Source organism: Bacteroides sp. (genome assembly GCF_030151085.1).
Taxonomy (GTDB): domain Bacteria; phylum Bacteroidota; class Bacteroidia; order Bacteroidales; family Bacteroidaceae; genus Bacteroides.
The window spans coordinates 1-12,746 of record NZ_JASLER010000006.1 but is presented as its reverse complement, the minus strand read 5'-3'; the positions used below and the strand labels follow the sequence as shown (position 1 = coordinate 12,746).

General features: G+C 43.9%; 10 protein-coding genes and 1 pseudogene. 4 read left to right on the top strand and 7 right to left on the bottom strand.

All coding sequences use genetic code 11. From position 1 onward, the window contains the following. Window positions 1-59: 59 nt before the first annotated feature. Window positions 60-1,447, top strand: a pseudogene (locus Q1W14_RS01760) (TrkA C-terminal domain-containing protein). Window positions 1,448-1,543: 96 nt separating this feature from the next. On the opposite strand, the gene Q1W14_RS01755 reads toward Q1W14_RS01760, so the two are convergent. After that, window positions 1,544-2,287 carry a nucleotidyltransferase family protein gene (locus Q1W14_RS01755; protein ID WP_300698665.1) on the bottom strand — a complete coding sequence of 248 codons (744 nt, stop codon included), beginning with the start codon at window positions 2,285-2,287 and terminating at the stop codon, window positions 1,544-1,546. Window positions 2,288-2,298: 11 nt separating this feature from the next. Further along, a complete protein-coding gene (locus Q1W14_RS01750; RefSeq protein WP_300698664.1) occupies window positions 2,299-3,729 on the bottom strand; it encodes an RNase adapter RapZ in 1,431 nt (476 codons plus the stop codon). Between the two features lie 87 nt (window positions 3,730-3,816). On the opposite strand from Q1W14_RS01750, the gene Q1W14_RS01745 reads away from it, so the two are divergent. From Q1W14_RS01745 to Q1W14_RS01735, 3 genes are read left to right on the top strand one after another with little or no spacing between them, the layout of a single operon-like run. Beyond that, entirely contained in the window at window positions 3,817-5,241 is a 1,425-nt protein-coding gene (locus Q1W14_RS01745) for a cobyrinate a,c-diamide synthase (RefSeq protein WP_300698663.1), read from the top strand. A gap of 47 nt (window positions 5,242-5,288) precedes the next feature. Next, entirely contained in the window at window positions 5,289-5,678 is a 390-nt protein-coding gene (locus tag Q1W14_RS01740) for an MmcQ/YjbR family DNA-binding protein (protein ID WP_300698661.1), read from the top strand. Window positions 5,679-5,686: 8 nt separating this feature from the next. After that, a complete protein-coding gene (locus Q1W14_RS01735; protein ID WP_300698660.1) occupies window positions 5,687-6,253 on the top strand; it encodes a cob(I)yrinic acid a,c-diamide adenosyltransferase in 567 nt (188 codons plus the stop codon). Window positions 6,254-6,256: 3 nt separating this feature from the next. Here Q1W14_RS01735 and pncB read toward each other — a convergent pair whose 3' ends face one another. From pncB to Q1W14_RS01710, 5 genes are all read right to left on the bottom strand, one after another. Next, window positions 6,257-7,423: a nicotinate phosphoribosyltransferase gene (gene pncB, locus Q1W14_RS01730; protein ID WP_300698659.1), complete on the bottom strand. Its 1,167-nt coding sequence runs from the start codon at window positions 7,421-7,423 to the stop codon at window positions 6,257-6,259. Between the two features lie 277 nt (window positions 7,424-7,700). Next, window positions 7,701-8,132 carry a hypothetical protein gene (locus Q1W14_RS01725; RefSeq protein ID WP_300698658.1) on the bottom strand — a complete coding sequence of 144 codons (432 nt, stop codon included), beginning with the start codon at window positions 8,130-8,132 and terminating at the stop codon, window positions 7,701-7,703. 90 nt (window positions 8,133-8,222) lie between these two features. Beyond that, complete coding sequence (locus Q1W14_RS01720; RefSeq protein ID WP_300698657.1) at window positions 8,223-10,643, bottom strand: ABC transporter permease; 2,421 nt, start codon at window positions 10,641-10,643, stop codon at window positions 8,223-8,225. 2 nt (window positions 10,644-10,645) lie between these two features. Continuing rightward, window positions 10,646-11,635, bottom strand: a complete 990-nt coding sequence (locus Q1W14_RS01715; RefSeq protein WP_300698655.1) for an efflux RND transporter periplasmic adaptor subunit — start codon at window positions 11,633-11,635, stop codon at window positions 10,646-10,648. A 9-nt stretch (window positions 11,636-11,644) separates the two neighbouring features. After that, window positions 11,645-12,746 (bottom strand): TolC family protein (locus tag Q1W14_RS01710; protein WP_300698654.1); only part of this gene is annotated, 1,102 nt, incomplete at its 5' end.

Below are 12,746 nucleotides of genomic sequence, written 5' to 3'. Positions count from 1 at the left end.
TTCTGTGGGGGTACTTTTTATCGATTACTAATTATTAAAAACATATACATATTGATGCTATGGAACTATTAAGAAATCTCTTTGAAGGTTATCCTGACCTTTGGGGTGGCGGAGTGGCACATTCCGTACTTATATTGTCTCTTGTTATCGCTTTTGGTATAATGCTTGGCAAAGTGAAAGTTGCGGGCATCTCACTGGGAGTTACATTGATATTGTTTGTAGGTATTGTGTTCGGACATTTCAATCTGAATCTGGACGAACATTTGCTCCACTTTCTGAAGGAATTTGGTTTGATCTTGTTTGTATATTCAATTGGTTTGCAGGTTGGTCCCGGTTTCTTTTCAGCTTTTAAGAAAGGGGGACTGACACTGAATGTACTGGCAATGCTGGTTGTTTTTATTAGCGTACTGATTACGATAATACTTCATTTTGTTACGGGTATTCCAATAACGACTATGGTAGGTATCTTGTCAGGTGCTGTAACCAATACTCCCGGTTTAGGTGCCGCCCAACAGGCAAATAGCGATTATCATGGAATTGATTCTCCGGAAATAGCATTAGGCTATGCTGTGGCATAGCCTTTAGGAGTAGTAGGAGCTATCTTGGCACTGTTAGCTTTGAAATATCTTCTCCATATCAATACTAAGCAAGAAGAAAATGAAGCTGAGCGCGGGTTAGGACATTTGTAGGAACTCACTTGAATGGTAAGTCATTGGCGCAACTAAAGATACGTAATAACTTTGGTGCCAGCATCACCCGTGTGAATCGTTCGGGAGTTGATTTGGTAGCGGCTCCACAACTACAGTTACAGATGGGTGACCGGGTGACTATTGTGGGTAGCGAACTTGCAGTTAGCCATGCGGAGAAAGTGTTAGGTAACTCATTGAAGCGTTTGAACCATCCCAATTTGATACCTATCTTTCTGGGCATTGCATTTGGATGTATCTTAGGAAGTCTCCCTTTTGCATTTCCCGGCATACCTCAACCAGTAAAGTTAGGACTTGCGGGCGGGCCTCTGATCGTATCCATCCTTATCAGTCGTTTCGGACCTCAGTATAAATTGATTACTTATACTACCATGAGTGCCAACTTGATGATACGTGAGATCGGTATTTCCCTTTTCCTCGCCTGTGTAGGTTTGGGTGCAGGAAAGGGGTTTGTAGATACGATTATTTATGAAGGTGGTTATGTTTGGATAGCCTATGGTGCCATTATCACGATTGTACCACTGTTAATAGGAGGACTCATAGGGCGTTATGCGTGGAAACTGAATTATTACACACTAATCGGTGTGCTTTCCGGTACTAATACCAATCCGCCTGCCTTGGCTTATTCTTCCGAACTAACTTCTTGTGATGCACCTGCGGTAGGCTATGCAACAGTATATCCATTGGCTATGTTTTTGCGCGTACTGACGGCACAATTATTAATTTTGACACTTGGCTAGAGAATATAAGAAAGATTTATATTCATTATATTTTAGGTGCCGAAAGTGTGTGATTTGTCACATTTTTGGCACCTAATTAGTGATAGACCTGTAGTTCTATTTATTGATTTTATAATATTCCTCCGCTTTTTCTAGCGTTTCCGGCTTTCCTATATCGAACCATTTGAAACCTTGAAGTGGATAGCCTTGTATATACGTTTTTTGACAAACGGACAAGTAGAAAGGGATAATAGAAAATTTGCTCGTCCATTCTTCATCATCCATATAGTGAAATAAGGAAGGCGAAATGACATGTATGCCACCGAAAGCCAATTCCTTATACATCCCTTCCTGATAAGTGAAATCAGTAGGTTTTACTTCTCCGGTAGTTTTATTGATCCAGCCATGCAGATGGTGCTCTTTGTCGAATAAAAGATATCGGGACGTTTTCCGTTCACTTACCAATAGAGTTGCTTCGGCATTACTTTTTAAATGATGGAGGTAGAAGGCTTTGAGATCAATCTCGGAAATTATATCGGCATTATGTACCAGGAATGGTTCGTTACCGTCCAGAAAAGGACGCGCTTTTTTGATTCCACCTCCTGTGTCAAGCAACATATTCCGTTCATCACTGATATGTATTTCTGCACCGAAGTTATTATTAGCGCGTAGGAAGTCTATTATCTGATCGCCAAAGTGATGGATATTGACTGTTATTTCATTAAATCCACTCTCCTTTAATCGCATTATCACTCGCTCCAGCATAGGCTTTCCAGCCACGGGAATGAGTGCTTTGGGCATATTGTCTGTCAGCGGACGTAGGCGGGTGCCTAGTCCGGCGGCAAATATCATTGCTTTCATATGCTTTATTCTCAGTTTTTTGCTTTGAACGATTGTTCTATATTCTGTTCTCTGTGCATCAGATTCACCTGTACACCAAACTTCTGATTAAGATGTTCGGCCATGTGCTGGGCTGAATAAACAGAACGGTGCTGTCCACCTGTACAACCGAAGCAGATGGAAATATTAGTAAATCCACGTTCTATATAGCGTTTTACAGATGCATCTACCAATGCGTATGCATGTTCTAGGAATACAGCAATCTCTCCATCGTCTTCGAGGAAACGGATCACAGGCTCATCCAGTCCAGTGAAAGGTTTGTAGCGCTCATACTTACCCGGATTATTCACTGCACGACAGTCAAAGACAAAGCCACCGCCATTGCCCGACGAATCTTCGGGGATACCTTTCTTATAGGCAAAACTGGTAACCTTCACCACGAGGCGACGTTTTTGCAGATCATCAGTAAATTGCTTCAATTCCGTGAGGTCACACAGAACTTGGCAGAGATAAGGATATTCGGGATAGGGATCTTGCAACAATTGGCGAAGGTTTTCAATGGCAAACGGTACACTTTGAATAAAGTGTGGCTTCTTCTCAAAATAACCACGGAAACCGTAAGCGCCCAATACCTGCATCGTACGGAAAAGTACGAAGTGGCGGAGTTGTGCATAGAAATAAGACTCATCTACGGGTTGGTATTTACGAAGTGCCTCGATGTATTCCTGAAGCAACTCTTTTCGTAAACTTTCGGGATAATTGGCTTTAGCTTGCCACAGGAAAGAGGCTACGTCATAATATACCGGGCCTTTTCGTCCTCCTTGGAAGTCGATAAGCCAAGGCTCACCATCTTTAATCATCACATTGCGGCTCTGGAAGTCGCGATACATAAAGGTAGCCGAACCGCTGCGTAGCAATACATCCGCCATCTTCTGGAAATCATCTTCCAACCGGTCTTCCAGAAAGTCCATTCCGGTGGCTTTTAGAAAACAGTATTTAAAGTAATTCAAATCCCAAAGAATGGAGCGGCTGTTGAATTCAGATGCCGGATAACAGTGAGAAAAGTCCATTCCATCGGCTCCGGCAAACTGCACGCCGGGTAGCAGACGCATGGTTTTGCGTAACAACTGCTTTTCATCTTCGCCAAAGACACTGGTCTTGCGTCCTTTTTCAATAGCATTAAACAGTAATGTATCTCCAAGGTCTTCTTGCAAGTAATAGACATCGTCTTCGGACTTGGTCAATACTTGCGGAACAGGCAAACCTTTCTTGCGGAAATGATCCGCCATATAGAGGAATGCACGGTTTTCTTCGACAGACTCTCCGCTGACACCAATCAAAGTTGGATTTCCAACGAGACGAAAATAGCGGCGATTGGAGCCGGAAGAGGGTAGTTCGTCTATAATTTCCGGTTCATGTCCGGTATGTGCGATGTAGAGTTTCTTAAGTTCTTCGGTTATCATAATAAATCGTTTATTTTGGCAGCTAAGATAGGACTTTTGCAGGAGATATGCTTACCTTTGTCGGAAATATTCTTTGTAATGTGAATTATGAAATCAATTCCTCAATTTCTTATAGCTGCTCCTACATCGGGTAGCGGAAAAACAACTATCAGTCGCGGGTTGATGTCGTTGTTGGTACGTAAAGGCTATACTGTGCAACCATTCAAGTGTGGTCCCGATTATATAGATACCAAGTATCACGCGGTAGTGTGTGGTCGTCCTTCCATAAATCTGGATACTTTCATGGCTTCAGAAAAGCATGTTCGCCAATTGTATGCACACTATTCTGCTGATGCCGATGCTTCTATCGTTGAAGGAATGATGGGAATGTTTGACGGATACGATCGTGATCGTGGCTCGTCGGCGGAAATAGCAAAGCTTCTAGGAATTCCTGTCGTGTTGGTGGTCGATGCAAAATCGGCTGCTTATTCCATGGCTCCTTTGTTGTCCGGCTTCATCAATTTTCGTTCGGATATATCTATTGCAGGTGTAATCTTCAATCGTGTTGGTTCGCCTCGTCATTATGAGATGTTGCAGGAAGTGTGCGAAGATTTGAAGGTTACATGTTTGGGATATCTACCCAAAAATAAAGAATTAGAGCAAAAGTCACGTCATTTGGGACTTGATTTCAGTTTTTTGTTTGGGGAACAGAAAAATAGCAAAGCAACGGAAACAGAAAGTGAAATAAAGACACGGAACCTGCTTACCGATTTATTAGAGAAGCATGTGGACTGGCAATTGCTGTTGAAGAAGACTACTCTTTCCATGCCCGAAGTGCAAGAGAGAAAAGAAGTCGAAGCGCAAGAAGGGAAACAGGAAAAGGCAGGCGGGCTGCGCATCTTGGTGGCTCATAACGAAGAGTCTTTCTCTTTTGTATATGAGGAACATCTGGCTATTCTCCGTCGTATGGGTACAGTCTCTTTCTTTAATCCCGAACACAACCGACCTATTTCTCAAAAGACTGATTTGTTATATCTGCCGGGTGGATATCCGGAAGAACGTATCGAGGAACTCGGTGCAGCTTGGCGTACCAAGGAGTCAATTCGTAAGTACGTAGAAGCGGGTGGTAAAGTCCTAGCTGAATGCGGCGGAATGATCTATTTGTCACAGTCTATTGATTGTATCTTGGACGATATGGACAATCCTTCTGAGTCTGATAAAATGGTGGGGATATTCCCTTTTTATATAACCAATGAGAATGATTATCGAAAATTGACATTGGGCTATCGTCAGTTCGACTATAACGGTCAGCATCTTCGAGGCCATGAATTTCATTATACAACATTAGCAAAATGGTACCAAGGTGCCAAGACCTTTGAAGTAGCGTATAACTATCACCTTCCTCCTTCTATTGCTCAAGTTTATAATGCCAAAGGACAACCGGTGGATACTCCTGTTTTCAGATATAAGAATGTGATTGCCAGCTATACACATCTATATTGGGGAGAAGTAGATGTGATGAGTCTATTCTGAAAAAAGTGTGAATACTTAAGTTACAGAATTCTAAAATTTCAAGTAAGATGAATATAGAAGATTTTAGGACATATTGTCTTTCATTTAAAGGTGTTTGGGAAAAAATGCCTTTCCCGAATGTAAAGGATAAGTATAGCCAAAATGTACTTTGTTTCTACATTGGGAGTAAATGGTTCTGTTACGTTAATATAGAACTATTCGATCGTTGTTGTCTGAAATCTACTCCTGAAGAAGCGGAAAATCTTCGAATATGCTATGATGGTATATCTCCGGCATGGCATATGAACAAACGATTTTGGAATGATGTGTATTTTAATAAAGATGTACCGGACTCTAAGATAAAAGAACTTGTAAAAAGGTCTTATGAACTTGTTTACCAGTCCCTCACGAAGAAAGAAAAAGAAACAGTAGAAGATTTACGCATAAATATAGATTGATTGTTATAATGAAAAAAGTCTATACTAAAACAGGAGATAAGGGAACCACAGGCATTCATGGTGGTATGCGTGTTCCGAAAGATGATATTCGTATTGAAGCGAACGGTTGCTTGGATGAGTTGAATGCAGTAATAGGCATTATCCGTTCCATGCTTCCGGCAGAAGATGCATGGCAGGACTTGCTGCACACAATTCAGCGAGAATTAATGGTAGTAATGAGCCATGTGGCAACTCCTTCGGGAGTGGTCAATCCGAATCTTCTTTCCGCAGCTGAACTGGTTCTGCGCTGTGAGCAAGAGATGGATGCCATGACCGTGAAACTGCAAGACCATGGCTATTTTTTGTTACCCGGAGGTACGCCCGTATCTGCCCAACTCCATTTTGCCCGTACCATAGCCCGTCGTGCCGAACGCCGCCTGTGGACGCTTAACCGCCAAGATGTTGTTAACGAAGATATCCTACGACTCATAAACCGTCTTTCCGACTTATTCTTTGTCATGGCGCGCATGGAGATGCAACGTCAAAACTGGCCGGAGGAAAAGTGGCAGGAATTTGCGTATAAAAGGAAGAAATAGTGATTAATCATCATTTCTCAAATCATATAAACACGCTCGTACTTCCGCCTCACTACCGATATGCTTTCCCGCATCATCGGATAGCTTCACACATTCGCGCCATTCCTGGTTGACGTTCATTTTACACTGAGTCAGTTTCATTACGATATTGGAAGGTTTGTAGCCGGTGTCGTTAGTCAGATTAGTGCCAATACCGAAAGCACAGCGGATTTTACCGCGGCAATATTCTTGAATGTCGAGGGCCTTGCCAAAGTCCAGTGCATTACTGAATACAATGATTTTGGTAGTGGAATCAATACCCAATTCATGATAGCGGGCGATGAGATGATCTGCGAACTCAAACTCGTCGCCGGAGTCGCAACGTACGCCGTCGAATAGCTTGGCTTGTTTGCGACTCAAGTTGTTCAGAAAGACTTTGGAAGTGTAGGTATCGGAGAGAGCAATGCCTAAATCGCCGTCATATACATTCACCCAGTTTTCCAGTGCCATATAGTTAGCATGCTTGTAGCCGAACTGTGCACCATGAAACATGAACCACTCGTGCGGATGTGTACCCATAGGCTTCAGGTCGTACTTCATGGCGAAATGGCAATTGGATGTCCCGGTGCAATATTGGGAAGTTTGTTTCAGATAACCTATCACCTTGTCCTGTACATCGAAGGAGAACCGCCTGCGCGTCCCGAATTCGGAAAAGGATAATTGGTGTTCGTTGGATAGAGTGACTTTTTCGGAAAGCTTGCAGAGGATATCGTCTAAATCTGCAATGTTTCCGAGAGTTTGGTTTTTTATTTCCGAAACGATGGCGAGTAATGGTACTTCGTAGAGGGTCGCCTTGTACAAGTAATCTGTGATTTCTATGTTGAGATGACAATCTTCATCCAAATAGATTTTCACCTTATCGGGTTGGAAACGGAAAGAAGAGAGCCATTCCCAATAAACTCTGGGCAGGAAACGGCAATGACTGGTCATGTATTCCAATTCGTCGGTAGTGAGTGCAACCTGTGCCATATAGGTGACTGCCTCCCGGAGACTTTTAAGAAAAATATCCGTGTAGGCTGTTTCGTCTCTGTCTTTGAAACTGAATGTTCCCAAAGCATTCGGAAACAACTTGATGTAAGCATACGAAGTTGTGAATTTGTATAGGTCTGTATCTAATATGGTATGAATCATTGTCCGGTATTTCTAATTAATAGCAATCTGTTTCGGGCATGAAGATAGCGACTTTTTCTCGTTTTCTTGTCATTAATTTGTTAACAACCGCATAATCCTATTAAACCATGTTATAAGACAAGCTGTTGCGCCTGTATATTTTGGAGAATTCCCAAAACGTCGTACATTTGTACTGTGTTTTTCATAGTATTAGATTTAAGGTTAACAAAAGATTGGCTGTCTGGGATAGATAGCCTTTTTTTATGCCCTTTTTTGAGATTACACCCCTATGTTGTACTTAATGTCTTCCCCAAACTTGTACTTTCGCTTTTTTTATTCTTGGATGATGTCCCGGACCTCTCTTTTCTGATTTATAATAAACGATAACCTGCTTGATGACGCGACGGTTTCCACGAAGGTCGAGGTAACGGGAATTGGCGCCGGCGGGTACCAGTTGATTGAAATTCAGATCATCAACGGCTCCGTTGGCATACTTCACCAATACCCGCATGAAATTTACGGGAGCTTTGGCAACGTGAAAACGGATTGCTGTAAAAGTACCTTTATGCCCACACTCAATTATATCTTTATCTATAAACAGGTCGACAGAACGTTCTCCTAACTTTTCCCAACGACCCACTTCCTGGGCATATACACCACTAGATCCGCTTATGAGTAGCGTCATCACCAACACAATAAAAGAAATGCGACTTAGTCTTTTAGTATTCATCTTCATACAATATTAATTTGTTAAACTTACGAATGCAAAAATCAACTATTAAATTCAATATATGAATATCGATTAAATAACTTTCCGGTATTACTTTTTCTTTTTACTTAATATAGGTATATAGAAATGTTGCACAGCCAATGCACCGTATACTATAACCTGAATCCATAACGTAAGCATTTGTGGCCAGATATCTGCCAGGCTGGCCCCCATAGAGTTTAGTTTCACGAAGGCAAGTACTGCCGGGGCTACTGGGAAAACATAATGTATAGCCTGCCAATACCAAGGCATCAGTTCCAAAGGATAGGATACCCCGGACAAGAAGATGTAGCCTACCGAGAAGAAAGCTATCATCAGAAGTGGTGCTTCCGAATCGCTGAACCAACGTGAAACGGCGAGACCGAAGAAGCTTGTTCCAATCAGGAATGGAATCATCATGGTTGTTATGTCCCAGCCATTACCGATGTTTGGAATGCTAAATAGATGAGGCAATAAGCCCAATAAGAATACAGAGAATATCACATATAGCATGACATATACGAATGTTCTTCCTCCAACAATCCGCAACGCACCTTTCAGAGATTCTGCTTTCATGGATAATTGTCCTGCTCTTCGGGCTTCTGCTTCTTCTCCTGTTAGCATGGCAATAACCATCAGCATGGTTTGGAAGATGATGACGATCATCACAGCGGGGATAAGATAAGAACCGTATCCTTCTGTATAGTTGTAAAGTGCTGTTCCCGATACTTGGATAGGAGCCGATGAGGCTACAGCAAGTAGTCCTTGCGGAGGTAAAAATACGGCACCTTCGGCACGATGGGCATCATTCACCGCCAACATAACACGCGAACTGGATTCCTGTAAACCTTTGAAATTTAGAAAGGCATCTGTAGCTGCATATAGCGTGAATATCGAAGTCTCCCCACGAGCCACACGGGCTTCAAAATCAGAAGGTAGATAAAGAATTCCGGCTACATCCCCTTGTTCCATCCATTGGCGAGCTTCCAAGATATTGGGCGTTTGTGCGTAGACGGAAGTTTGTGGGGTAGCATCCAGCAAGCGTGTATATTCGCGACTGAGGGCAGAGTGGGAGTGATCGACTACCGCAACGGGAGCTTTACGCACCAGGTTGGGCGCATACATATAATTATATAATAACCCGTAAAGAAAGATACCACCTGCCAAGACAAGAAGGATGGCCGGATTAGTAGCAATGGCACGCCATTCGTGACGAATAATTTGGGGAATAGTTGAAGGGGCAACAAGAGGGTGAGTAGAGGAGCGATGGATTGTATCCTCTTTTATTATTTTATATATCCACCACCGCAAAAGTGGTAAGACCATTAAGGCTACAAGTAGAAATAAGAATAGGATAGCTACCGATTGCCAAATATAAGCAAACCCTGCATTGAAATAGATCATAGCCTGTGCCGCTTCAGTGAAATGACGTACCGGGAAAAGATAGGAAGCCGCATGTACCGGTGCATACATGGCCGATACAGGAAATGTAACTCCCGATAACGTAGCTCCTAAAGATCCTATCATAGACAGTACGCTGATGGTATAGGCTATCTTTGGAAAGATAGAAAACAGGAACACAGCCAATGCTTGCGTAGCAACAATGAACAGTATGGAGATGGCATTCATCAACCATAAATTACCTTGGAAAGGAATATGAAGAGGTCCGAATAATACATAATTTCCCAATACTGCGATCAATGAGAAGATCAAAGTATAGGGTAGTAGTTTACCGATTACGGCTGTAAGAATATTGCCATTAGCCACCTTTAACCACTCTTGTGCCGTATGGAATTTTAGTTCACTGCCTATAGCGTATACAGTGATAAGTAGAATGAGAATCTGAAAGAGAATAAAGAAAAACGGTTGGCTCAGATAAATGGAATAATCCATATCCGGATTATAAAGCGGATGCGTGCTGGCTTCTACGGGAAGCAAAAAGGTTTGCATCTCTTGTTGGCCTACTCCCAATGCTTCGGCTTGTACCACTATGGGTGATAGGGCGACGGGCGCAAGCGTATTTTCAAATGCTGCCATCAGCTCACTACCTACGGAAAGCAGGGCATAGTGATAATAATAAGTGAGGGTAGCAGCTCCCGGCGCATTGCTTCCTTCAGCACCACCGGGACCACCTGTTACAGCCTTTTGTTCAAACTGTGACGGAATGACGAGATATCCATATACTTTCTTCTGTTGTAACGCCTGGCGTGCGGAAGCTTCGTCGGTGAAGTGTTCGGTAACACGGAAGGTGGGTGCAGCAGAGATACGTCGGGAGACAGCACGGGAAGTAGCCGTATTATCCTGATCGACAATACCGATAGGAATATTCTCCATTTGCCCGTTTCCAAAGATGGTAGCCATGAAGAAGAGGCAGAATAGAGGCAGCACGACGCACACGCCGAGGTAAAGACGGCGCGAGGTCATACGATGCCACTCGCGGATCATGACCATGCGGAGTGTTTGCATGGTGTAGCTAAATTCTTCATTCTTCATTTTTAGTCCTTCATTGTTAAGAGTACTGACATGCCCGGTCGTAATCCTTCAACCGATTGGGTCGGGCGTGCATGTATCTCAAAAGTCTGCATATCATAACTACCCGTTTGCTTGGTCGACTTCCAGGTAGCAAAACTGCCTAACGGGCTGATATAATAGATGCGGAATTCTATATTTTTCTTGCCGATGGCGGGCACATCTGCCTTGAAAGTACCTCCTATTTTGAATTGGGGCATCAAGTCTTCACGAACGTTCAGTACCACGTGGGCATCACTCATGACGATGAGGCTCATAATAGGAGTGCCTGGAGCTACCAGCTCTCCACGTTTGGGAAAGATAGTAGCTATTTGTCCATCTTCGGGAGCAGTCAATCGGGAATCGACCAACAGAGCGGAAACCTCGTCAACGGTGCTACGGGCTGCATCTACAAGACTGCGAGCAGAGGCCCGGTCTTCACTTTGGGCACCATCCACTGCCATCTGATATTGTTCGTAGGCGGCACGTTCAGCGGCCTGAGCTGCTTTGTACATGGCCTCTACTTCGTCTTTACGCTGAGAAGTGACAACGCTATCTTTATATAGAGCTAGAATACGTTGGTAGGTTGTCCGGGCAAGGGTCAGGTCGCTTTGTGTCTTGTTCCAGAGTTGTAGGGCAGTGGCAACGATCTGACGTCGGGTGCCGGCATCTATCTTTTTGTTCTGTTCCTGCGCTACTTGTTCAAGAGCGTTTACCTGGCGATATTTGGCCTCGATGGTCGGGCTGTTGATGACGACAAGGGTATCGCCTGCCCGTACCCAATCTCCTTCTTGAACGAGGAATGAATCTATGCGCCCCGGAAGTTTTCCGCTAATACGGATTTCGGTGGCTTCTACTTGTCCTTGTAATATTAAGGGTTGCTGACGCATGAGTATCATGCCGATAGCTGAAACAACTGCTGTGGCAATCAGGATGAGGATGAATGCGATGCTGATGCTTTTATTATTGATCTTCATATAAGTAAATTATTTAATGTATTGTTCGAAATGTTCCGGTGTACCACAGATGGCCAATAGGTTCATCAAGGCCACATCATATTCATAATAGGCTGCCAGCTTGGCTACACGTACGGTGGCTAGCATGGTTTCGGCATCTACCACTTCAGTACTGGTAGCCATGCCTTCGGCAAAGGATTTTTTGCGGATACGTACCAGTTCTTCACTCAGTTCGACGGTGGTGTTGAGGGCACGAACGTTGTCTTGTGCTTTTTGAAGTTGGGTGTAGAGTTTGTCAATTCCTACACTCAAGTCTTCTTTGGCTTTCTCCTGACCAAGGGCAAGGGTTTGCTGTGCTATTTTGGACTGCCGGATGCGACGTTCACGTGCCAGACCGTCGAAGAGATTCCAGGTAAAGCCTATGCCTACCATGGTTCGGGGAACGAGATTGCTTTGTATGCCGTGTGCATAGAGCGTTTGTTTGCCAAATAGGGCGATGTCGGGCAGATAACCACTCTGATCTATGCGGAGTTGCTGACGGGCGATGCCGGATTGCAGTTGTAATTGGTTCACTACATAGTTTTCCGTACGCATGGCTTGCACGAATTCTTCTTTAGCAGGAAGTATGGGGTTGATGAAGAGGGGGGAAGTGGGTTGTATATTACTCGTATCTTTCAGATTGAGTAGGGTGCGCAAGGCGCTTTGTACAACGATGACTTCTTTCTGTGCGGCTTCGAGCGAGCGCCTGGCTTCATCCATATTGACTTGGGCAAAGAGGCGTCCGGCTTTGTCTATCATGCCTTGGGCTTCCAGCTTGAGGGCGTTTTCGTAGTGCTGCTTGAGGCTGTTGTAGGTCTCCTGCCTTACGTTCACTACTTCTTGGGCAAGACGCAGTCCGAAGTAGCTTTCGGCAAGTAGCGTGCGTTGAGTGGCATCGGTCTGCTCACGGCTTTCACGGGCAAGGTCAATCATTGTGTTACCTATCTTGGAAGCACGTATGCGCTTACCGCCGGAGAATACGATCCATTCGGCAGTCAGACCGACGGAGGTCAGATTGCGGGGAGCGAGAGGGAAGACAAGTGTGTTGGCTCCTATTTGGTCCAATATCCCCGAAATGAATTGGTCGTCGGGC

Coding starts and splice junctions, on each gene's coding strand:
- Q1W14_RS01755 (WP_300698665.1), bottom strand. CDS start 2,287: ATGAAAGCAATGATATTTGCCGCCGGACTAGGCACCCGCCTACGTCCG.
- Q1W14_RS01750 (WP_300698664.1), bottom strand. CDS start 3,729: ATGATAACCGAAGAACTTAAGAAACTCTACATCGCACATACCGGACAT.
- Q1W14_RS01745 (WP_300698663.1), top strand. CDS start 3,817: ATGAAATCAATTCCTCAATTTCTTATAGCTGCTCCTACATCGGGTAGC.
- Q1W14_RS01740 (WP_300698661.1), top strand. CDS start 5,289: ATGAATATAGAAGATTTTAGGACATATTGTCTTTCATTTAAAGGTGTT.
- Q1W14_RS01735 (WP_300698660.1), top strand. CDS start 5,687: ATGAAAAAAGTCTATACTAAAACAGGAGATAAGGGAACCACAGGCATT.
- pncB (WP_300698659.1), bottom strand. CDS start 7,423: ATGATTCATACCATATTAGATACAGACCTATACAAATTCACAACTTCG.
- Q1W14_RS01725 (WP_300698658.1), bottom strand. CDS start 8,132: ATGAATACTAAAAGACTAAGTCGCATTTCTTTTATTGTGTTGGTGATG.
- Q1W14_RS01720 (WP_300698657.1), bottom strand. CDS start 10,643: ATGAAGAATGAAGAATTTAGCTACACCATGCAAACACTCCGCATGGTC.
- Q1W14_RS01715 (WP_300698655.1), bottom strand. CDS start 11,635: ATGAAGATCAATAATAAAAGCATCAGCATCGCATTCATCCTCATCCTG.